General features: G+C 28.0%; 22 protein-coding genes. 2 read left to right on the top strand and 20 right to left on the bottom strand.

From position 1 onward, the window contains the following. Nucleotides 1–138 precede the first annotated feature (138 nt). On the top strand, nt 139–405 hold the full coding sequence (locus tag ARA19_RS02695; RefSeq protein ID WP_055069406.1) for a hypothetical protein: 267 nt from the start codon (nt 139–141) through the stop codon (nt 403–405). A gap of 71 nt (nt 406–476) precedes the next feature. On the opposite strand, the gene ARA19_RS02690 is transcribed toward ARA19_RS02695, so the two are convergent. The 13 genes from ARA19_RS02690 to ARA19_RS02630 form a co-directional block, all read right to left on the bottom strand. Continuing rightward, on the bottom strand, nt 477–1,100 hold the full coding sequence (locus ARA19_RS02690; protein WP_055069405.1) for a sugar transferase: 624 nt from the start codon (nt 1,098–1,100) through the stop codon (nt 477–479). A 544-nt stretch (nt 1,101–1,644) separates the two neighbouring features. Continuing rightward, nucleotides 1,645–2,028, bottom strand: coding sequence for an aspartate 1-decarboxylase (panD, locus tag ARA19_RS02685; RefSeq protein ID WP_055069404.1), 384 nt, complete (start codon nt 2,026–2,028; stop codon nt 1,645–1,647). 16 nt (nt 2,029–2,044) lie between these two features. Then, the gene (panC, locus tag ARA19_RS02680; RefSeq protein ID WP_055069403.1) at nt 2,045–2,890 is read right to left on the bottom strand and encodes a pantoate--beta-alanine ligase; all 846 of its coding nucleotides are present in this window, start codon (nt 2,888–2,890) and stop codon (nt 2,045–2,047) included. Nucleotides 2,891–2,902: 12 nt separating this feature from the next. Further along, complete coding sequence (panB, locus tag ARA19_RS02675; RefSeq protein ID WP_055069402.1) at nt 2,903–3,730, bottom strand: 3-methyl-2-oxobutanoate hydroxymethyltransferase; 828 nt, start codon at nt 3,728–3,730, stop codon at nt 2,903–2,905. Beyond that, on the bottom strand, nt 3,705–4,574 hold the full coding sequence (locus ARA19_RS02670; protein ID WP_055069401.1) for a Rossmann-like and DUF2520 domain-containing protein: 870 nt from the start codon (nt 4,572–4,574) through the stop codon (nt 3,705–3,707). Before ARA19_RS02670 ends, panB begins: the two co-directional genes overlap by 26 nt. Nucleotides 4,575–4,757: 183 nt before the next feature. Continuing rightward, on the bottom strand, nt 4,758–6,680 hold the full coding sequence (locus ARA19_RS02665; RefSeq protein ID WP_479723135.1) for a CotH kinase family protein: 1,923 nt from the start codon (nt 6,678–6,680) through the stop codon (nt 4,758–4,760). Nucleotides 6,681–6,836: 156 nt separating this feature from the next. Beyond that, nucleotides 6,837–7,526, bottom strand: a complete 690-nt coding sequence (locus tag ARA19_RS02660) for a DUF4956 domain-containing protein (RefSeq protein ID WP_055069399.1) — start codon at nt 7,524–7,526, stop codon at nt 6,837–6,839. A 99-nt stretch (nt 7,527–7,625) separates the two neighbouring features. Continuing rightward, nucleotides 7,626–8,312, bottom strand: a complete 687-nt coding sequence (locus tag ARA19_RS02655) for a polyphosphate polymerase domain-containing protein (protein WP_055069398.1) — start codon at nt 8,310–8,312, stop codon at nt 7,626–7,628. 242 nt (nt 8,313–8,554) lie between these two features. Further along, nucleotides 8,555–9,796: a sensor histidine kinase gene (locus tag ARA19_RS02650; protein WP_055069397.1), complete on the bottom strand. Its 1,242-nt coding sequence runs from the start codon at nt 9,794–9,796 to the stop codon at nt 8,555–8,557. Between the two features lie 3 nt (nt 9,797–9,799). Continuing rightward, entirely contained in the window at nt 9,800–10,483 is a 684-nt protein-coding gene (locus ARA19_RS02645; protein WP_055069659.1) for a response regulator transcription factor, read from the bottom strand. Between the two features lie 232 nt (nt 10,484–10,715). Beyond that, nucleotides 10,716–11,108 (bottom strand): DUF1284 domain-containing protein, encoded by a 393-nt coding sequence (locus ARA19_RS02640; protein WP_055069396.1) that lies wholly within the window; start codon nt 11,106–11,108, stop codon nt 10,716–10,718. After that, nucleotides 11,105–11,641, bottom strand: coding sequence for a biotin transporter BioY (locus ARA19_RS02635; RefSeq protein WP_055069395.1), 537 nt, complete (start codon nt 11,639–11,641; stop codon nt 11,105–11,107). The genes ARA19_RS02640 and ARA19_RS02635 overlap by 4 nt, the downstream gene beginning before the upstream one ends. Before the next feature lie 156 nt (nt 11,642–11,797). Beyond that, the gene (locus tag ARA19_RS02630) at nt 11,798–12,580 is read right to left on the bottom strand and encodes a pseudouridine synthase (RefSeq protein WP_055069394.1); all 783 of its coding nucleotides are present in this window, start codon (nt 12,578–12,580) and stop codon (nt 11,798–11,800) included. Nucleotides 12,581–12,852: 272 nt separating this feature from the next. On the opposite strand from ARA19_RS02630, the gene ARA19_RS02625 reads away from it, so the two are divergent. Further along, a complete protein-coding gene (locus ARA19_RS02625; protein ID WP_055069393.1) occupies nt 12,853–13,566 on the top strand; it encodes a DUF434 domain-containing protein in 714 nt (237 codons plus the stop codon). A 66-nt stretch (nt 13,567–13,632) separates the two neighbouring features. On the opposite strand, the gene ARA19_RS02620 is transcribed toward ARA19_RS02625, so the two are convergent. The 7 genes from ARA19_RS02620 to pyk all read right to left on the bottom strand — a co-directional run bounded on the left by ARA19_RS02620 (nt 13,633) and on the right by pyk (nt 21,672). Further along, nucleotides 13,633–14,580 (bottom strand): aldo/keto reductase, encoded by a 948-nt coding sequence (locus ARA19_RS02620; protein ID WP_055069392.1) that lies wholly within the window; start codon nt 14,578–14,580, stop codon nt 13,633–13,635. A gap of 116 nt (nt 14,581–14,696) precedes the next feature. Next, nucleotides 14,697–15,380 carry an HNH endonuclease gene (locus tag ARA19_RS17385; protein WP_055069391.1) on the bottom strand — a complete coding sequence of 228 codons (684 nt, stop codon included), beginning with the start codon at nt 15,378–15,380 and terminating at the stop codon, nt 14,697–14,699. After that, nucleotides 15,373–16,623: an AAA family ATPase gene (locus ARA19_RS02610; RefSeq protein ID WP_055069390.1), complete on the bottom strand. Its 1,251-nt coding sequence runs from the start codon at nt 16,621–16,623 to the stop codon at nt 15,373–15,375. Before ARA19_RS02610 ends, ARA19_RS17385 begins: the two co-directional genes overlap by 8 nt. Before the next feature lie 103 nt (nt 16,624–16,726). Then, nucleotides 16,727–17,278 (bottom strand): Uma2 family endonuclease, encoded by a 552-nt coding sequence (locus tag ARA19_RS02605; RefSeq protein ID WP_055069389.1) that lies wholly within the window; start codon nt 17,276–17,278, stop codon nt 16,727–16,729. 189 nt (nt 17,279–17,467) lie between these two features. Next, on the bottom strand, nt 17,468–18,853 hold the full coding sequence (gene rlmD, locus ARA19_RS02600) for a 23S rRNA (uracil(1939)-C(5))-methyltransferase RlmD (RefSeq protein WP_055069388.1): 1,386 nt from the start codon (nt 18,851–18,853) through the stop codon (nt 17,468–17,470). Nucleotides 18,854–18,987: 134 nt separating this feature from the next. Continuing rightward, nucleotides 18,988–19,380 carry a DUF1540 domain-containing protein gene (locus ARA19_RS02595; RefSeq protein ID WP_055069387.1) on the bottom strand — a complete coding sequence of 131 codons (393 nt, stop codon included), beginning with the start codon at nt 19,378–19,380 and terminating at the stop codon, nt 18,988–18,990. An 873-nt stretch (nt 19,381–20,253) separates the two neighbouring features. Then, nucleotides 20,254–21,672 carry a pyruvate kinase gene (gene pyk, locus ARA19_RS02590; RefSeq protein ID WP_055069386.1) on the bottom strand — a complete coding sequence of 473 codons (1,419 nt, stop codon included), beginning with the start codon at nt 21,670–21,672 and terminating at the stop codon, nt 20,254–20,256. Nucleotides 21,673–21,697: the final 25 nt, after the last annotated feature.

Below are 21,697 nucleotides of genomic sequence, written 5' to 3'. Positions count from 1 at the left end.
TAGAATTATAAAGGGATACAATTTACGGAAATATATCAATAAATTGATACTTTATTTTTAAATTTTTATGTAATTTTTTTGGATAATTATAACCTAATAACTAATTACAATAGTATTTCAAAAATGGGGTGACAACTTATGTATGTAATTAAACTACTTTATTCAAAAACTGATGAAATGGAAGATATAATTTTATGTTCTGCAACTCAGAACAATGTAAACAAAATGTTTTATACCTGTATTGATGAGATTCAAAAACATTTTGCTTACAAATTTGAAATCAATGGTTCAGAGGCTGTTATTAAAATACAAAATCTATATGTTAAAATTTATGTAGAAGCAGTAAATAGCAAGTTTAAAATAACTGATAAGGTAAATGATATAATATTAAAAGCAAATAGCTAATATATAAAAAAAATAAGAGGCTTGTCCTAAAGTTTTAATAACTTAAGTCAAGCTTCTTATTTTATAATTATTTATCTTGCACCATCACCTGTAAATATAACAGAAACAGTTTTAAATATCATCTTCAAATCCATTCCTAGACTCATATGTTCTATGTAATATAAATCTAATTCTAATTTTTCAGCAGGGGTTACATCATAGCCACCGTGAACCTGTGCATAACCTGTTACACCTGGCTTTACTTTTAACCTTTCTCTGAAATTACTTATTTCCTTTTCGAATTCCTTATAAAAAATTTCTCTCTCTGGTCTAGGTCCTACAAAGGTCATATCTCCTTTTAGTACATTATATAATTGCGGTATTTCATCTATTCTTGTTTTTCTTATAAATTTTCCTACCTTTGTGACCCTTGGATCATTTTTTTCTGCCCATTGAGCTCCATTTTTCTCTGCATCCATTCTCATAGATCTAACCTTGTACATATTAAACTCTCTATTATTTAAACCAACTCTCTTTTGGCAAAATATAGGGTTGCCTTTACTCTCTATGACTACAAGTATACAAGTTATTATGACTATAGGAATACCTATTATTAGTCCTATTAAGCTAGCTACTATGTCAAAAGTTCTCTTAAAAAAGCTATAGTACAAAGGTAATCTCTTCGCTTCGTATTTCTTTAAAATCTCTTCTCCCATTAAAGCTTCTCCCAACTAAAAAATATTACTTCATCATTATCTATAAAATACATTCTATTAAACTACACAACTTTAATAGCCTGTTATTATAAACAGGCTTTAGATTGAAATAAATTATTTTCAAATTAATTTTTAATTATTACTATTAATAATGTTAGAATAATATTTTCAGATAATAAGTTCAATAATTATTATTTAAGTATTTTAATCCGTTTTGAGATTAATTATAACATTTTCAACATATACTATTAATTAAAATATTTTATTAATTTAATAATATAATTATCTTTTTATTATTAATTTAATATATAATGGATATTTTTTTAATATTTTTTCTATATATATTTTCTTGTATTATTTATTGCATAAAACTATGCGGAAACCGCTTATTCTGCTACCAATTTGTTTAATTTTTTGTTAACTTTGTTCAAAAAAAATTCATATTTTTTAAAAGAAAAATTTAAAATCACTGAATCCCCAATAGAGTTTCCTATTATTTTTCGTTAACTCTATGTTCAATTCAGTGATTTATATATTATAATTATTATTCTAATAACCCATGTTTTTCGTATCTTGTTACTTTTTTAATTTTATTTTCTTCGTCTACAAAAACAACTTTTGGTTTATGAGTTACAGCTTCTTCTCTCTCCATGTCTCCATAGGACATTATAATTATCTTATCTCCAACTTGTACACATCTTGCTGCTGCACCATTTAAGCATATAACTCCTGTGCCTCTTTCTCCTGCAATAGTATAAGTTTCAAATCTATTTCCATTATCTATATCAACTATTTGAACCTTCTCATATTCTAAGATTCCGGCAGCTTCTAAAAGTTCTTCATCTACAGTTATACTTCCCACATAATTTAACTCTGCTTGTACTACAGTAGCTCTGTGGATTTTTCCATTTAACATTATAACTTTCATTTTAAAACCCTCTTTCTTAAATTTCATAAGTAAAATTATCTATAAGTCTTGTTTTTCCTATAAAAACAGCTATAGCAACTAAAACTGTTTTTTCTATTTTATCTATGGTCTCCATAGTTAAACTATCAACAACTTCTACATAATCAATTTTAGCAAGTGGCTCTTCACTTATTTTTGCACTTATTAAGTCAATTATTTTTTCAGCACTTCTTTCACCTGAATTCATACTTTCTTTAGCTTCTAATAGTGCCTTATTTAAAACAGTGGCTGCCTGTCTTTCTTCTTTAGATAAATAAGTATTTCTTGAACTTTTAGCTAATCCATCCTCTTCTCTAACTATAGGACATCCAATTACCTCTAAGTCCATATTTAAATCTTTTACCATTTTCTTAATAACAGCTAATTGTTGAGCATCCTTTTCTCCAAAGTAAGCTCTATGAGGTGCAACTATATTAAATAACTTTGAAACTACAGTACAAACTCCTCTAAAATGGATTGGTCTGCTTTTTCCACATAAACCTTTTGTTAAGTTCTCTACCTCAACAAAAGTTGAAAATCCTTCAACATACATTTCTTCAACATCTGGATGGAATATCATTGTGCATCCAGCATTTTCACAAAGTTTCATATCTCTTTCTAAATCTCTTGGATATGCTTCTAAATCCTCATTAGGTCCAAATTGTGTTGGATTAACAAATATACTAACTACAACTCTTTGATTTTCTGAAGAAGCTTTTTTAATTAAGCTTTCATGCCCTTCATGTAAATATCCCATTGTTGGAACAAAGCCTACTGTTAAGCCTTCTTTTTTCCATTGTTTTACTTGTTCTCTAACTTCTTTAATGCTATTTACAACTTTCATAGTTACACCTCCTTAATATAATTTCTCAATTATTTCATCATCTATTTTAAAACTATGCTCCTCTGCTGGGAACACACCATCTCTTACTTCTTCAATATACTTAGTTAAAGCAACATTTATTTTTTCACCTATATTTTCATATTGTTTTACAAACTTAGGTTTAAAATCACTATACATTCCTAACATATCTTGGTATACAAGTATTTGACCATTACAGCCAACCCCTGCACCAATTCCTATAGTTGGGATTGTTAACTTATCAGTGATTATTTTTGCTAATTTAGCTGGTACACATTCTAAAACAATAGCAAAAGCTCCAGCCTTCTCAATAGCTATAGCTTCTTCTATTATTCTTTTTGCAGCTGATTCATCTTTACCTTGAACCTTAAAGCCGCCAAAAACATTAACTGATTGAGGTGTTAATCCTATATGACCCATAACTGGTATAGAAGCTTTTACTATAGCCTCAATTTTATCGCAAACTTCAAGTCCACCTTCTAATTTTATAGCTTGTGCATGTCCTTCTTTTATAAGTCTTCCTGCATTAACAACAGCATCATACACTGATGTTTGATATGACATAAATGGCATATCTGCTACTATTAAAGAATTTTTTGCTCCTCTAGCTACTGCCTTTGTATGATGGATAATATCTTCCATAGTTACTGATAATGTATCTTCATATCCTAGACAAACCATTCCTAGTGAATCTCCAACTAATAATCCGTTTATTCCTGAGTTGTCCATTAATTTAGCCATAGAATAATCATAGGCTGTAAGCATAGTTATCCTTTCATTTTTTTCCTTTGCTTGGTTAAATGTTACTACTGTATTCTTCATAAAATCCTCCTAAATATTCTTCTATTTCGCTATAATCCCTACTTTTATTTTTTTCCTTTGCAATAGGAACTATGTTTCTTGATAAGACTTTGTATAGTTCCTGATTGCCTTTATCCATAGAATCAACATGCTTTTTTATAGTAACTAGATCTCCTCTTTCAATAGGACCTGTAAGACTTTCTTGAATTCCATTATTTTTAATATTACTTATGTTACCTTCAATCAATGGAAATAAAGCCTCTAGTGACTGCTCCTTTGAAAATCCACACTGTTCAAGATAGGATGCTCCACTATTTATAAGCCCTAAAACAAGATTACTTACCATAACAGCACTTGCATGATATAACGACTTATTTTCACTTGAAATAATAGCTGTATTATTTCCAATGTTTCTAAACAAATCACTAAAATACTCTCTGTATTTTTCATGCCCTTCAATAGTTATAAAAGCTTTTTTTAAATCTCTATATGAATTATATTTGTCCCGAATTGGGAAGATTGGATGAATAGAATAACCATAAGCACCTAGGCTCTCTATATTAGAAAAGATTTCTGAAGAAATTGAACCACTACAATGACAAACTAACTTTTTATTTATAGGTAATTTTTTAATTTTATTCCAAATTACCTCAATATCTCTATCTCCAGTAGTAATAAAAATAACATCACTACTATCTACTAAATCAACTAAGTTTTCATAGGATTTTGAATTGGTAAATCTTCCTGCTTCAATGGCTGAATGCAAGTTTTTACTATAGTATCCTGATATACTAACCCCATTTTCACTTAGATATTTTCCCAGAGAAAAGCCAACTTTCCCTGCTCCAATAAAACCAAAATTCATAATTATCACCTCCTTAGAGTGCAATACTACTATTTTCTTCTTACCTTAAGAAAAGTTATGTTTTCAATGTTATTCAAATTTTCTCAAAAAAATTAACTTGGTGCAGTTAAAAATACCACCCAAGTTAACATTACCATATTTTCATTATTTGTCAATTAATTTAAATTATATTTCATTAAGAGTTTATCTCTTTCTTTTAAATTTTGTTACATATCTTATTGAAATAACTAATGGAACTATAACAAAGAATAAACTTAAATAATAAATCTTTGAACTTGTTTTTCCATAATTATTATTTACATTAAGCATTTTATTGTCTTTATTAGGTCTATTGGTTTCATTAGGTTCTCTACTAGGCTTTTGATTATTCATAATATTCTCATCTCCTTCTGGACTAGGAATATTATTAACACCATTATCATCCTTATTTGGTACAGATGAATTATTTACATTATTGTTAGGATTATTCTCAGTATCATTATTAATAGCATTCTCCTCTTTCATTGCACCTTTATTTCCTCCACCGTTCCCCATATCACCTAATAGTCTCATATTTACTGTAGATTTTATATTTCCATACTCTGTTGTTGGTTGCTCACCAGCTAATTGTGCCTTAACACTACTTGCTCTATCCTTAGTGAATGTTATTAACTCTGGAATAGCCTGCTTATATTGCTCATAGGTATAGAAAGCTGTTTTATCAGTTTTCACATAATTTCCTATAAGCTTATCTAGTTTTAAAACTGTATTTTCAAAAATTCCACTATTAACATATTCATTTACTATTTTGGATAGATAACCATGGTATATTTCCTTGTATTCATCTACCTTTAGAAGTTCATTTATTAGTGGTGCACTTTCTAAATTCCCTTTAACAGGATTATCTATAGGAAAATTAACTGCACTACTGCCATCATTAATTCCAAAACCACCAAAGGAAAGATTTAAATCCCAAGGAAGTACTTCAAATACACTATCTTTCTCATAAAGATAATAGTTATGATACATTCCGCCAGAGTAACTATCTAAATTAACTAAAAATGTATTAACAGCAAAATACCTTAAAATCTCATCTACATTTAAATATTTCTCTAAGTTTTCTCCATTATTTAAATTCTTAATCATTTCTATGACCTTACTAAAATCTTTATCGGTTGTACTTTTAAAGATTATGTTATCTTTTATTGCAGAATAACTTTCTGGATTTTCATCAATATATTTTAAGTCTCCTCCATTGCTACTCTTACCACCCATAGGTCCTTTCCCTTGTAAATTATTTTTCTTTTCATCTCCTGTATTTTGTTGTTCTAAATTGCTTACATTCTTATTATCAGCACTTGGTTCTTCTAAATTATTTCCTACGTTCTTTGATGCTCCACTATTACCATCTATATTTTCATTAATCCTTACTTTGTCATTCTCATTATTAGGAACTACCTTATTTTCCTCATTGAATATTAGATTAGGATTCTCAAGATTATTAGGAGCTTCAGTATTATTAGGTTTCTCGAGATTTTCAAATCCTTCGCCCTTAGGTTCTACTAGTTTCTCTCCATTAGGTCTTTCACCATTACCTCCCTTATTTCCTCCCATTTCCATAGATTCAGGCTTGTATAAATTCCCTTCGAGTTCCCCATAATTTTTTTCTATAAATCGTTCTTCCATTACTTCTAAAGCTAAATATAATCCCCAACTCTCACCATTTATACTTATGTCTGCATAGGAATACTCTGGAGTTGCTATTCCTAAAAATTTATATATATCATAAGAAATATATTCCTTAAAATAAGTTGGATCAGATATCATATTATTCAATGCTAATTTTTCAATTCCATGATAAGTTTGTCCATCAACATATTCTGAAAAATCAACCTTAAAGCTATACCTATCACTATTAGGATTATTAGCTACGTTTCTAAGGCTAGAGTTTCCCTTTGCTCTAATTCCTACGTTATAAAATTTTTCATTATCTATAGTTATATTTGCATTAACATACTCCTCATCTAAAGCATTTTCAATAAGTGAATTCCAGTTACTTTCATCTATTTCAATATTTATTTTAGTGACTTTGTTTTTATCTAAAACTTCTTCTATTTCTGTTGCCATAGTTGGTACAGTAATATTATTTGTAAAAAATATTGAAGAAATAACAAATAAAATTGATAGAACAATACTTATTATTGATATATACTCTTTATGCTTTTCTCTTAGCAATTACCTTCACCTCCTAAATCTAAAATCCTTTTTGATTTAGATTTAGAATTAACACATATAATCGCCATTATAGCTAACTAATACAATATTTGAAACTCCATTTAAATTTGAAATATCATTAATAAAAGCTGTAGTCTCTTCTTTTAATCTAACTTCCACAGTAAGTTCTATTCCGCAACTTGGAGAAACTGTTTTTGATTTAACTACATATTTCTTTACATTTTTTGAAATTAAGTCTACTATATTTCTCTCAGTTCCATCATTTTCACAATTAATTACTAATACATAAGGGTTATCAACAGTTTTCTTATTCACAAATAAGACCATTACAATTCCTATAAAAATAGAACCTAATACAGCTAAAGAAATAAGACCTGCTCCAAGAACAATACCTACACTTATGGACCAAAATAAAAAGGCAATATCCATAGGTTCTTTAATAGCACTCCTGAAACGAACAATAGAAAGAGCTCCGACCATACCTAAAGATAAGATTACATTAGAAGTAACAGCTAATATAATTAATGTAGTAATAAGTGAAAGTGCTAATAAAGATATAGCAAAACTCTCTGAATACATAACTCCCTTAAAGGTCTTTTTATAAACCTGCATAATAAATAATCCAAGTGCAAAAGCTAATGCAAAAGCTATTAGCATATCCATAAATGATACTGAATTAAATCTTTCTAAAAAACTAGACTTAAATATATTTCCAAAGTTTAATGTTTGTTCTCCCATTTTCTATCCCCCTAAATTTCTCACTAAAGCCTAAATCTATAGACTTTCAGATAAATATTTCCTAAAACTTATTGATAAAATCTAAATAACTCATAGATTTTAACCATACCTTCTAGATAAAGCATATTTTGAAATTGCTGACGACCTTCTATAATTAGTTTGAATAATATGTTGTATTACCTCTGGTAAAAATTCATCATATTTAACTTCTAATACAACAAAATCCTCATATATAGAACCTATAGTTGGTAAATCCTCATTAAATATATTTGTAGATCTTACTCCTGTTTTTATGTTTTTATCAAAAGTTATCCTTACATTTCCAACTGGATATATATAGGCCTCTCTTACATAGTCAACTATAGTCTTTGGTTTTAAAAGTTGACCTCTAAGCTTTGTATAAAATTCTTTAAATAAAGGATTCTCAGATTCCATTAAAAAATCTATATCTCCAGCAATTATTTTTTCACACTGCTCCTTAGTTAAGGCTGCACTATCTTTCAAACAGAGACCATTTAACTTTGATTTTTTCTCTAACCTAATAAAACTATGATTATTGTTATAAAATCTAATCCTAAACTTTTCCCTATGATTAATGCCATTGATTTTTTCCATAAGAACCTTATCATCTAAATTATCAAAATAAAGGCTCCTTATAATATACTCATTATCCTTATTTGCATTTCTATCTATATGCATTATGTGAATAAGTCTATTTCTAATAGATAAATAATCTGACATATTTATATAGTGCTTAATCTCGTGCCTAAATTTCTTTTCCTCCACAAAATCACCCCCAATCATTTAACAAAATTAATATTACTCCAGAAACCTTAACACTAGCTTAACTGACACCTAAATTATAAATATATTCATTTTGCACCTATATAGTTATCTCGGCAGATAAAAAATATATTTATAAATCTAACCTTTAACTTAAGCTCCTTGAAGTTAAGTTCTAAAGATGCTAAGTTTCCTTTTAAAATAAAAAACTCAGCTATATTGCTGAGTTTTTTAATCTCTTGAATTTATTTTATATCTTTTAATATTAATAATTGAAATTCTGTTCCTACCTCATAGGTTGATGTAAAATTAATTTTTATTTTTAATGTTTTACATATAGACTTAAGTAAGCTAAGCCCAATACCACTTCCTGAAATATTTTTTCCTCTTACATCTGAGCTTCTGAAGAACCTATCAAATATACGCTTTTGATCCTCTTCTTTAATACCAATACCAGAATCCTTTATGGTTACTTTTATAAATTTGTTTACTTCTTCAATTTTTAAAACAACCTTATCCCCTGATTTTGTATACTTAAATGCATTCTCTAGGAGTATTATAAATATCCTTTTTATTTTAATAATATCCCAATTAACCTTTATATCACTACATGAATTATGGACTTCGAAGGTTTTTCCTTGCATATCAGCTAAATCAAAGTAAAACTCTGATATTTCATCTACAAATTCTCTTAAATCAATATTACTCACAGCTAAATTTTCTTCAACATCTTCCTTAGATAATAAAAGTAAATCACTATTAAGCTTTTCTAAACTTCTCACTTCTCCCATTATTTTAGATATATTCTCTAAGTCACTCTCTTTATCTTCCTTACTTATGTTTTTAGTTAATATTTCTAACTTTCCTTTTATTACAGCTAGAGGAGTTCTCATTTCATGAGATGCATCTTGAACAAAGAAAACTTGCTTTTCATAGGCTTCCTTTACTGGTTTTATTATTCTTGAAGATAAAAAATAAGCTAATATTAAAGCTATAATAATAAGAACTAATAAACTTATAATTATTGAATTCATCAATTGATTTATAGACTCAAGTTCAGAATCAACGTTAACTAAAAACTCAATAGTCATATCTCCATCTTTAAAACTTATTGCCCTAAATTCATATCCATTAGAACTTACTTTAATAACCTTACCACCACTATCTATTTTGGGAACATCACTCTCTTGAAAATATGCATTTGGTCTTAAGTAAAATACTTTATCACCTTCATGAATAGCTACAATAAAATTAGGTGGAATTGGAGGAACTTTAAACATGGGCTTTCTCTCATTAATATATTCTCCTTGTTTTTCACTAAACACTACTTTTTGTTTAATTAATTCTCTATCAATATTATTAAAAACTATAGAGCTATACAAAGTTTTAATTATAAAGGCAAAAATAATTAAACATATAAAAACTATTGCTGTACTTAAAGCTATAACTTTTCTTTTTGTTTTATTAAAAATATTATTTCTTTTCATAGCTTAATCCTCTATAGACTCGTCTACAATATAGCCCATTCCTCTTTTAGTGACTATGTATTTATCATAATTAAATTTAGATAATTGCTTTCTCAGTCTACTCATATAAACTTCAATAATCTCTATGGATGCATCACTGTTATAGCCACATATATTATCAAAAATTTGTTCTTTAAATAACATTACACCTTTATTTAAAATAAGGTATTCTAAAAGATTATAGAGTTTTTCATTAAACTCAACTTCTTCACCCTTTATAGAAACCTTTTTTGTTTTCATATTTATTTCTAAATCCTTTAATTGTAAAACATTAGAACTTTTTATTTTCCCCATGCTTTTTAATATAGCATTTATTCTTGCCTTTAATTCCTCCATGTAAAAAGGCTTAGTTAAATAATCATTTGCTCCTAAATCAAAGGCTTTAAGCTTGTCCCCTAATTCTTCTTTGGCAGTTAAGACAATAACTCCAACATTTATATTTTTATTAGAAATATGTTTTAATACAGACATTCCATTAACCTCTGGTAACATTAAATCCAAAATTACAATATCATAATCACAACTATCTAAATAAGCTATGGCATCTCCACCATCATAGACAAAAGTTATTTGAAGTTCATCTTTAAAATATTCCACTATATTTTCTACAATTTTTACATTATCCTCAACAAGTAATACTTTTATCATTGCTTTTCCCCCGTTTAACATTTTTTTCTCTTAAAATCACTTATACAAACTAAAACTTAATTCAAATGAATTAGAACTATTAATATATGTTATCCTTACCCTTTAAATATATTTTACATTTTATTATCTAAATGAAATATTAACTTTAAATTAAATTTTTCTTTTATAAAAAAAGAATAGCCATATAGGTCATTTATACCTATACAGCTATGTCCATAGATAAAAATATATTTTATCTCGTCTCTTCCTTTAAAATTAATCTTTCACAAATTCCATAATTATACCATTCACAAGTTCCACAAATATCTTTCATTATTTCCTTTGTTATTTTTAACTTTATTTTTTCTATAACTTCTTTGTATACATAGGTGCCTTCACTTAAATTAAAGTATTTACACACCTTATGATCCATTGATTTAACTTTTTCTTCACTTTCACAAAGCATTCCTTTATTTGAAGGACAATGACTACATAAATTATCTAAATCAATTTTTAGTTCAATTTCGTAATTAGGTACTTCTCTTAAAAGTTTAACTTTCTCATTCATGTTTTCAACAAAAGTATCACTATATCCCTTGCCCTCATAAGCTTGTGTACAAAGTAAATGATGTGGTCTTAATATCATACCTTAAGCACAGCCTTAACAGTTTTATTTACTTTAATTCTCACACCAATTAAGGTAGCTAGCCCCCATTTAAATGCATCAAAAATAACAAATGGTACTACACAAACAGTTAATGAATACATAAATGAACTCTTTGTTATTAACATAAATTGAACTGTTCCAACAAGGTAATTAATTGCTGCACCTATGGCAACTCCTAAAAATATAAAGAATATATTATTGCTCTTTTTAGAAAATAATCCTGCAACTAAAGCCATTATAGGAAATGATAAAATAAATCCTCCTGTTGGTCCTGCAATTATAGAAAGTCCTCCACTAAAGTTTGCAAATACAGGTAAGCCTATAGCCCCCATTAAGACATAAATAATTACTGAAATAGTTCCTCTTTTAGGCCCTAAAATAATACCTGTCATAGCTACTGCCATAACTTGCAGAGAAAAGGGAACTCCTCCCGGTAGTGGTACAGCTATTTGTGCCATAACAGCAATAAGAGCTGCAAATAAACCACATAAAACTATATCTCTGGTTTTCATATTAACACCATCCTCTTCATATTGTATAAATAGCCAATATAAATTAATATATTGACCTAGAAACTAATCATATTTTAGTCTCTATCTATTCATAATGATATTAACACAAAAATATACATTCTAGTAGTATATAAAAAACTATGTCCCTATGATTATTTAACTCTCCATTAAACTCTCTACTTCTAATGCACTCAGTTCTCTATATTGCCCTCTTCCTAGTGCTTTATCTAACTTCACATTTCCAATTGCTACTCTTTCTAAATAAACAACATAACATCCCACAGCTTTAAGCATCCTCTTCACTTGATGCTTTCTTCCTTCCGATATAGTTAAATATGCTCCTATTACTGGTTGATTATATTTTTCACTATCTATATTATTTAAAAGTTTAACTGGAATCTGCTCCTTAAACTCCTTATATCCACCTTGCTTATAAAGATTAAATTTTGCTGGTTTTGTAATAGGTTCATTCTTTCCTATATAAAGACCACTTTCTAATTGCTTTATCTTCTCATCATCTATAGTACCAAAAGCCCAAAGAAAATAAGTTTTCTCCATATGATTTTCTGGATGCATTAAATGATGTTCAAAATCACCATCATTAGTTAATAAAAGTAGTCCTTCTGTATCCTTATCTAACCTTCCAACATGAAATAATCCATTAGTATTAACATCAGTAAAATAATCAAAAACAGTTTTAAAATCCTTATCTCTAGTGGCAGTAACACAACCTGCTGGCTTATTAAACATATAATAAACTTTTTCTACATATTTAACTATTTTCTCATTGTACTTAATAACATCTGTTAATTCATTAATCTCAGTAGATGGCTCTAAAATTGATTCTTCATTAACCTTAACCATTCCATCCTTTATATAAAGTCTAACATCTTTTCTTCTTCCTATAGAGCTCTGTGCCAAAAATTTATCTAATCTCATTTTTTATCTCCTAGCATTAAAATAAACTCACTTATGTAATTCTGAACTTTTAAATGAATCTTGTTTTATTTAATTCTCTAAATACTTGTCTAAGAAATTTATTATAGCATAACGCATCTTTATTTATAGTAAATTTTTAAACTACTTATGCTATACTTTAAATATTAATTTAAAATAAGGAAAAGAAAAAACTCATATACTATTAAATATAAGAAATATTATATAAATTTTGATACTCTATTGAACTGAATACTTAAAGGAGTGATTCTACAATGACTAAAGTTTCAAAAAGGGGTTATGATGAAAAAGATAAAATATGGTTTGCCCAAAATGAACTCGCAAGATTACATAAAGCCCATGAAGAAATTAAATGGCTTTTAGACAGAGATTATAAAATGGAATCTGTAATAACCTTTGTTTGCAATAAATATCTCTTTACTCTAAGACAAAGAGATGCATTAAAGCGCTCTACTTCTAGCAGTAAAAATGAAGAAATAAGAAAGTCTAAAGAACTTAGTACTAATGAATTAAACAATAGTACCTTAAATGTAGATGGATTTAACTTAATCATAACCTTAGAAGTTGCCTTATCACAAGGAACTTTAATCTTAGGCAATGATAATTATATAAGAGATTTAGCAGGACTTCGTGGAACTTATAAATTAATAGATAAAACTGAATTAGTCCTAGATTATTTATATAAATTCTTGCAAGAAAAAAATATTAAACAAATTAATTTCTATATTGATTCTCCAGTATCAAACTCTGGAAGACTTAAAATGAAAATACTAGAATATGCCGAAAAATATTCTGTAACTACTGAAGTTAATTTAGTAAATAATGCAGATGTTATTTTAGAAAAATTAGACCATGTGGTTAGTGGTGATGCAGCTATTCTAGATAAGTGTATAAGCCATGTTAATATTATTAGAGATATCCTTACTAAATACATAAAAAACTGCAATATAGTGAATTTTATAAAATAAAAAACATCATCACTGCTTAATTAAACTTATCAGTGATGATGCACCTTATATGAAATATTATTTTTCTTATTCCCAACCAGCTTTAACACTAACTCCAGTCTTCTTAGCTGTTTCTTCTAAATATTCAATTTCTTCTCTTTCTAAAGCAATTGAATCAACCTTAATAAGACTTTCTACATTTGATATTTTTGTTGCACCTACAATAGGTACTGTTCCTTTAGCCATTGCCCATGCAATTGCTATTTGTGCAGGGTCTGCACCATATCTTTCTCCAACATTTTTCATAGCCTTAGTTAAAGGTTCTAATTTCTTTAAAATTTCTGGTGGAAATGCTTTTGCTCTTCTTGTTCCAGATTTAAATGGATTTTCACTATTAAACTTTCCTGTTAAAGCACCTTGTTCTAATACCATATAAGAAAAGAATTTTACGTCATTTTCTTCACACCACTTTAATAATCCTTCATCTTCAGAAGTTCTATAAATAAGACTATAATGATTTTGCATTGCACTTAAATGTATTCCCTGTTCTTTTAATATATTAAAAGCCTTTTTAGCTTGCTCTAAATTATGATTAGATATTCCTATGTGCTTAATATAACCTTTCTTATATAATTTAGCTGCTTGTAGCGTCCACTTTTCAATATTAGATGGATTGTGTATCCAATAAATATCTACATTATTTATCTTAAGACGCTGCTTACTTTTTTCTAAAGATTTTTCCATAGCACCTTTTAGTTGTATTCCAAGTGGAGTAAACTTTGTAGATAAAATTATGTTATCACTTTTCTTCATACAATTTCCTAAAATAGTTTCAGAAGCTCCCATACCATATACAGCTGCTGTATCCCATAAAGTAAATCCGTTTTTAACTGCATATTGATATACTGGCTCTAAATCATTTTGATTATAGGAATTTCCGAAAATTCTATTCCCTCCATTAATTCCACTTCCCCAAGACCATGTTCCTATTGCTATTGATGGAATTTTATCATTTCCTAAATTAACAAACTTCATATATATCAATCTCCTTTTTATTTCACGTTAGCTTTCCTCTTTTTTATTAGTCTACTATACCTAAAGAAAATTGTAATTATCATTTGTTAATAAAAATAAAATAAACCACCTTTTAATTATTTTCCTTTTATTAAAATATCATTTAATATCTCTTTATTATCTTTTATTATCCATCTTTTAAAAGCTGCAAAAGGTGAAGGTACTCTTAAATGCTTATGTATTAATAATCTGGCATCTTCTTTAGCTTCTCCAGTTGATTCACAATATTCATTTATTACATCTGTAAATTCATTTAATGAATATCTTAATTCTCTTATTATATTTTTACATTCTAAAGTTTTAATTTCTGTAGTTCCATTATAAACTTTATTTAATAATTCAACAGTCTTTAAAACTTCTTCATCCTCTTCTAAAGGCAATATCTCTACTTTTTCATTCCAAGAAAAGTTGCCAAATTTTCTAAAGGATATTTTCTCGTCAACATCCACTATGCTACAATTTAAAATATTATCAAATTTATCAGATTTAATATTATTACAATGACCACAAGCTAAAAATAAATTTTCCCAATCAAATTTTAAGTCTATATTTGAATCTCTATGTGGCTTTAAGTGTTCTATATTGTAAGAGGTTATTTTTTTATTTTCACAAATATAGCACTTTCCACTAAAAACAATCATTAGTGCATCTAAAACTTCCTTTTTATTATAAGTACCACTATTCTTTAGCTTTTCTTTTTCTAGAACTTCTTTAGCTAACTTAATTTCACCACACTCAATACTTCTATCAAACTTAATCATTGTAACTTTTCCTCTCCAGTTCAATTCGATTAAATTCTGCTTTAACCTCACCAGCTAAATCATTTGCTGCATTTTTAAGTTCTATTCTAAGTTCTGCTCTTCTTGCCCTTTCATCATCAGATAAATTATTTTTAAATACTAATTCTCTATATTCCTCGATCTTCTTCTTTAACTCTTCAGAATAATTATCAACTTCAAAATAACATTCTACAATTCCTTCATAAGAATAATTAGATAAGTTTTCTATCCTTAAATTTTTTTCTAAATCATAAATTACAGCATTATTTACTGAACTTAACACAAAAGGTGAGTGAGTAGTTACAATAAACTGTAAGTTAGGGAAAAACTCACTTAAAAATGGTAATATTACTTTTTGTAACTCTATATGAAGATGAGTTTCTATTTCATCAATTAAAACAATCCCCTCTAAATCAAAAGCATAATTTTTTTCTCTACTTGCTCTCTCCTTATCCATTCTAAGTATTAAATCAGAAAGAATACTCAATATAGAAGAATATCCATCAGATAAATCATTAAAACTAAAAGGTTCTCTCCCTTCTTGATATATTTTAAAATTATAATTTCTATAATCAAATTTTAATTTTACACTTTTATCATCCAATATTAATCCTAAAGCCTTTTCTAATCTCTTAAACCATTCCTCAATATTTTCAACTACATCATTTTCATTTTCATTTCTAGCAAAAGATTGTTGTGTCTTTAAGTCAACTAAATACTTAACAAATATACTAGAAGGCTTATCTTCAATAGAATATCTTAACTTTAATTCAATTTTTTCTACTCCTTTAGGAGTTTCAACCTTAATTTGTCTGTTAGAACCATAATAAGCTAATATAAAATTACCCAACTTATACACATTATCAAGCTCAGAGACATCAGTATTAAACTCTAAGTCTAACTCAATACAAGAATGTCTTCTTATGTCATTACTGCATCCTTCTATACTCGCCTCTAACTTTTTTATTTCATCGTCAGAACTAGCTTTATTTAATTGATTTTTTAATCTATTCAAATCTTCTTTTCTCATCTTAACAAAAGAAGATAGCCCTTCTTGAATAGCCCTCAAATCATCTTTTAAAGCTAATAACGTAGTAGTTTTTCCTGCACCATTTTTTCCTGTTAATATTAAATGTTTTTTATTTTCTTTATCCAAATCTATATTTATATTTTCTAAATGTCTTAATTTTTTTATATTTATATTAGTTATAAAATGATTTCCCATAGTATCTAATACACCTCAAATTAAATAATTATTTTCTTAATTATATCATTTTTATATATTAATTAAACTTAAAAAATCACCCTGTAAAAACAAGGTGATTAGATTATTCAAATATATCATTCAAATTTATTTTTAAATTTGGAAAAACCACAGATGTATAATCATCATTATTCTTATATACATTAACTATTTGATATGTGCCATCAATTAATTTATGCTGCACAATAAATCCATTCTGCTCAACCAAATTATATTCTAAAACTCCAAATCTTTCATAAGTCTCATATTTTCTTCCCTTATCAAATTTAGCTGTAGATTTTGAAAGTATTTCAAAGATTAGTTTAGGTACTGAAGTAAAACTTTCACCCTTTTTAGTTGCATCTTCACACATAACAAAAATATCTGGCTTATATTTTCTGATATCATCTCTATAATTAAAAATAACTTCTATTTGTTCATCATAAACTTTACACTTTGAACCTTTTAAATATATTGAAAATTCAGTTAAAATATTTCTTTTTATTTCATTATGCTTTACTGAGGGTGTTGAACTTAAAAATATTAATCCATTATCATATTCAGCTTTTCCATCATAATGAGATTGAATATCCTCAAATTCATCTTCACTATAATTATGGATATAATCATAATTCACACACTATTCCTCCTCTGCTTTTTTCTTTATACTATATTCTTATTTCTTATAGCTAAATTATTATATCAAAAAAACTATTAAGACTCATTAACTTTAGGAATATTTAATTTGTTTCTCAACAGTAGTCTGCTTCTAATCAATTTTCGCTTTGCTCAATTTCTTGGGTATCCCTTGCATGGAACGTGCTAATTACTTTTCTTTGCCTCTTTGGTCCTTGACAAGTAAAGCTACATTTTCTATGTGACTTGTTTGTGGAAACATATCTACTGGTTGTATTTCTACAGTTTTGTATCCTTGTTCTTCTAATATTTGTAAATCTCTAGCTAATGTACTTGGGTCACAGCTTACATATACTATTCTCTTAGCATCTATTTTTGTTATGGCATCTAGTAATGCTTTTTCACAACCTTTTCTTGGTGGGTCAACTACTACTACATCAGCTTTAACACCTTTATTTATTAGTTTTGGTATTTCTACTTCTGATTCACCTAAGATAAATTCTGCATTTTTTACGTTGTTTTCTTCTGCATTTATTTTTGCATTTTTTATTGCTCCTGAAACAATTTCTACTCCATATACTTTTTTAGCTTTTTCTGATAGGAATAGCGTTATTGTTCCTGTTCCACAATATGCATCAAATACAGTTTCATTTCCTGTTAGCTCTGCAAATTCTAAAGCTTTTCCATATAATACTTCTGTTTGAACAGGATTAACTTGGAAGAATGATTGAGGTGATATGTTAAATTTAAAGTCACCAATATAATCTGATATAGTGTCATCTCCCCATAGGTTTATATTCTTTCTTCCTAAAATAACGTTAGTTTTTTCTGAGTTAACATTTTGGATAACACTTGCAAGTCCCCTTACATTGTCAAGAAGTACATCAACAAGTTCATCAGCATAAGGAAGCTTTTCACCATTAGTAACTATGACAACCATTATTTCATTAGTTTTAAAACCTCTTCTTATCATGATATGTCTAACCACACCATTTTCATCATACTTTCCGTCTCTTATATAAGGTTTTATTTTATAATCAAACATCCAGTCCCTAATTAATTTAACAACTTGGTCTGCCACTTCATCTTGTATTAAACAACTATCCATATCTACTATGTTATGGCTTCTTGGTTCAAAGAACCCAATATGTAATTTACCTTTAACCATCCCAACAGGTAATTGAACTTTATTTCTATATCTCCAAGGCTCATCCATTCCTATAGGATACTTAACTATCTCTGGATCTAACTTTCCAATCTTCTTAACACAATCCTTAACTCTATCCCATTTAAAATCTAATTGTCCTTTATATGAACTATGTTGAAGAGTACACCCTCCACATTTTTTAGAAATCTTACAAGCTGGTCTAGTTCTCTCAGGAGACCTAACAATAATATCTAAAAGCTTACCATAAGCAAAATTCTTTTTTGTTTTAACAATAAGAACTCTAACCTTTTCACCTTTTAAAGCACCCTCAACAAAAACAGGGAAAGTTCCATTAACTTTACCGATTCCTTCACCTTCATAACCTTGATCAACTATATCTAAAACATACTCTTCATTTTTTTCTATCATAATAAATCTCCAATCTTATTATCAAAATAATCTCAACAAAGCACAAAAGTCCCTACTGAAATCACAAATATCTCTTATTATAACATCCATCTACTTGAGAGTTAATAGTAAACTATAGTATTACTTCATACTCCTTAAAAATAATCAGTTGATATTACATGATTTCCAACAATCTCAAAACTATTACACTCTGTTCCTTTACTCTCTTCAGCATTTGGTCCATATATTTCAACTGCATGAGCAGTGCAAATTGCACTCTTATTATATACACAATTTTTTGCTGTACAATGTATCTCTGGTTTTATAGGATACTTCTGAAAATTTAGACTTTGTTTTGCTATACCAATATAATTTGTATTCCCTAATTCTTTTACTGAATTTATAAAATTATTTATTGCAAATTCACCACAACAAGTATCTTCTTTTCTAACAGCATTTAATCCTTCCACTGTTATTATACTTGCTGTACAAAATCCTCCTGTATTATTTACACATCTATCTGCACTACAATTTAAACTATTTTCCATCGCATTATTCTCTCCTTATTAAAACTATTATAATTTAGTTTTTTCCTAAGAAGTTTTTTTATACTTTTTAGATTATAAAAAAAGCACCTAGTCTAAAAAGACTTAGGCGCCAGCAAATAGTTAGGATACAGTTGCCATTTTGTTCCTATCTTTTATTCTTGTTTAAATAACAAGTCAATATACATAATTATAGTTCATTTTTGCCCTTTTAAATGTTAATATTTTGTTAATTTTTATTTTTTCAATAGTTTTTATACTTTTATTGTATATTATTTTTTATATTATTTTTATTAAACTAAATTAAATGCTTAAATTAACTCTTTTAATGCTATTTTTTATATTTTTATCAACTAATTTTATTTTAATTAAATATATATTATAAAATATTTACTATTTAAGTAATTGGATATTATTATAATATCATATATATTTTCTTATAAAGTAAAACTTAATTTAAATAGAACATTGATTAGTAAAATTAACCTATAAACATCTATCTATTTATCTGATAGCTAGAAGCTGTAATACTCGTATCTTCTATAAGCAGAAGATAGACACCTCATACTTCTAGATAACTTTGACTAAGCATTCATATAGAGTCAAAATTCCACCTGAATTAAGACTATATTTATTCCTAGCTTAAAATATGAGGATAGATACTTAGATAAATAAAAATTTAAATAAAGGTTTAAGTAGCAAAAACATCTGTAAATCTATCCCCACTTATTTTTTATAAAAGATGAAATTTTGGAAAGTATTAAAGACTAGATAAACTAAAATTTTATATTAAATATTTAAAAATAACATAAATAAAAACACTCCTAAGAGGAATGATTTCCCTACTTAGAAGTGTTCTTTTATATGATCAAAAAATTATTTTACTTCAGTTATTCTTAATAGGTTAGTTTTACCTACTTGGTTAGCTGGAACACCTGCTGCTAATACAACTGTATCTCCTGCTTCTACATAACCTTTTTCTCTAGCTATTTCAACTGTTTTTTCCATGATTTCATCTGTTGATGTCATTTCTTCAGCAACTATAGCTGTTACACCATATCTTAAAGCTAACTTCTTAGCAACTCTTTCTGAAGGAGTTACAGCTAAGATTGTACAATCTGGTCTACAATTAGAAATTCTTTCTGCAGTAGCTCCTGATTTAGTAGCTGAAATTATAGCCTTTGATTTTAATTCATATGCAGCATTACAAGCAGCTCTTGATATAACACCTGCTACAGCTGGTATATGATTTTTAGCTGTTGATGAAGCAACTTCATAAGTTAATTGTTTTTCAGTTTCTTCAGCTATTCTTGCCATAGTTTGTACTGCTTCTACTGGCCAACTTCCGTTTGCTGATTCACCACTTAACATAATAGCATCTGTTCCATCTAAAATAGCATTAGCTACGTCTGAAACTTCAGCTCTTGTTGGTCTTGGGTTTCTCATCATTGAGTCTAACATTTGAGTAGCTGTTATAACAGGCTTGTTAGCAGCATTACATTTTCTTATTATCATTTTTTGTACAGCTGGAACTTGCTCTATTGGAATTTCAACACCCATGTCTCCTCTAGCAACCATTATACCATCTGAAGCTTCTATGATAGCATCGATATTATCAACACCTTCTTGGTTTTCTATTTTTGAGTATATTTGAATGTCTGCTCCACCATTCTCAACTAATACTTCTCTTATAGCGATTACGTCTTCAGCTTTTCTTATGAATGAAGCCGCAACCATGTTAACTTTCATTTCACAACCGAATTTTAAATCATCTTTATCTTTCTCTGTCATTGCTGGTAATTTTATTGAAACTCCAGGAACGTTAACTCCTTTATGAGTTGCAACCATACCAGTATTTTGAACTCTACAGTGAACTTTATTTCCTTCTACTGATTCAACTTCTAATCCTACTAAACCATCATCTATTAAGATTGTATCACCAGGTTTAACATCATTAGCTAATCCAGCATAAGTTACTGAACATTGAGTTTCATCACCAATTACATCTCCACCTGCATGGATAGTAAATTTATTTCCCATTACTAATTCAACTTTATTTGGCTCGAACTTACCAGTTCTTATTTCTGGTCCTTTAGTATCTAAAAGAATTGCTACTTCTTTACCTTGTTCAGCAGCTAATCTTCTTACTTTTTCCATTCTACCTTTATGTTCTTCATGGTCACCATGTGAAAAGTTGTGTCTTGAAGCATTCATTCCTGCTTCTATTATTTTTGATAATATTTCATCACTTTCACTTGCTGGACCTATAGTACATACCATTTTAGTCTTTCTCATTTTAAAAAACACTCCCTTTAGTAAA

It is taken from the genome of Clostridium massiliamazoniense, assembly GCF_001403635.1.
In the GTDB taxonomy this organism is placed as follows: domain Bacteria; phylum Bacillota; class Clostridia; order Clostridiales; family Clostridiaceae; genus Sarcina; species Sarcina massiliamazoniense.
This window is presented reverse-complemented; position numbering and strand designations above follow the sequence as displayed.

Excerpts from the sequence above, each read along its gene's own strand:
- ARA19_RS02625 (WP_055069393.1), top strand. The coding sequence starts at position 12,853 with ATGACTAAAGTTTCAAAAAGGGGTTATGATGAAAAAGATAAAATATGG.
- ARA19_RS02695 (WP_055069406.1), top strand. The coding sequence starts at position 139 with ATGTATGTAATTAAACTACTTTATTCAAAAACTGATGAAATGGAAGAT.
- ARA19_RS02640 (WP_055069396.1), bottom strand. The coding sequence starts at position 11,108 with ATGATATTAAGACCACATCATTTACTTTGTACACAAGCTTATGAGGGC.
- ARA19_RS02660 (WP_055069399.1), bottom strand. The coding sequence starts at position 7,526 with ATGGGAGAACAAACATTAAACTTTGGAAATATATTTAAGTCTAGTTTT.
- ARA19_RS02635 (WP_055069395.1), bottom strand. The coding sequence starts at position 11,641 with ATGAAAACCAGAGATATAGTTTTATGTGGTTTATTTGCAGCTCTTATT.
- ARA19_RS02690 (WP_055069405.1), bottom strand. The coding sequence starts at position 1,100 with ATGGGAGAAGAGATTTTAAAGAAATACGAAGCGAAGAGATTACCTTTG.
- ARA19_RS02645 (WP_055069659.1), bottom strand. The coding sequence starts at position 10,483 with ATGATAAAAGTATTACTTGTTGAGGATAATGTAAAAATTGTAGAAAAT.
- ARA19_RS02595 (WP_055069387.1), bottom strand. The coding sequence starts at position 19,380 with ATGGAAAATAGTTTAAATTGTAGTGCAGATAGATGTGTAAATAATACA.
- ARA19_RS02650 (WP_055069397.1), bottom strand. The coding sequence starts at position 9,796 with ATGAAAAGAAATAATATTTTTAATAAAACAAAAAGAAAAGTTATAGCT.
- panC (WP_055069403.1), bottom strand. The coding sequence starts at position 2,890 with ATGAAAGTTGTAAATAGCATTAAAGAAGTTAGAGAACAAGTAAAACAA.
- panB (WP_055069402.1), bottom strand. The coding sequence starts at position 3,730 with ATGAAGAATACAGTAGTAACATTTAACCAAGCAAAGGAAAAAAATGAA.
- ARA19_RS17385 (WP_055069391.1), bottom strand. The coding sequence starts at position 15,380 with ATGATTAAGTTTGATAGAAGTATTGAGTGTGGTGAAATTAAGTTAGCT.
- pyk (WP_055069386.1), bottom strand. The coding sequence starts at position 21,672 with ATGAGAAAGACTAAAATGGTATGTACTATAGGTCCAGCAAGTGAAAGT.
- rlmD (WP_055069388.1), bottom strand. The coding sequence starts at position 18,853 with ATGATAGAAAAAAATGAAGAGTATGTTTTAGATATAGTTGATCAAGGT.
- ARA19_RS02630 (WP_055069394.1), bottom strand. The coding sequence starts at position 12,580 with ATGAGATTAGATAAATTTTTGGCACAGAGCTCTATAGGAAGAAGAAAA.
- panD (WP_055069404.1), bottom strand. The coding sequence starts at position 2,028 with ATGAAAGTTATAATGTTAAATGGAAAAATCCACAGAGCTACTGTAGTA.
- ARA19_RS02670 (WP_055069401.1), bottom strand. The coding sequence starts at position 4,574 with ATGAATTTTGGTTTTATTGGAGCAGGGAAAGTTGGCTTTTCTCTGGGA.
- ARA19_RS02665 (WP_479723135.1), bottom strand. The coding sequence starts at position 6,680 with ATGGCAACAGAAATAGAAGAAGTTTTAGATAAAAACAAAGTCACTAAA.
- ARA19_RS02620 (WP_055069392.1), bottom strand. The coding sequence starts at position 14,580 with ATGAAGTTTGTTAATTTAGGAAATGATAAAATTCCATCAATAGCAATA.
- ARA19_RS02610 (WP_055069390.1), bottom strand. The coding sequence starts at position 16,623 with ATGGGAAATCATTTTATAACTAATATAAATATAAAAAAATTAAGACAT.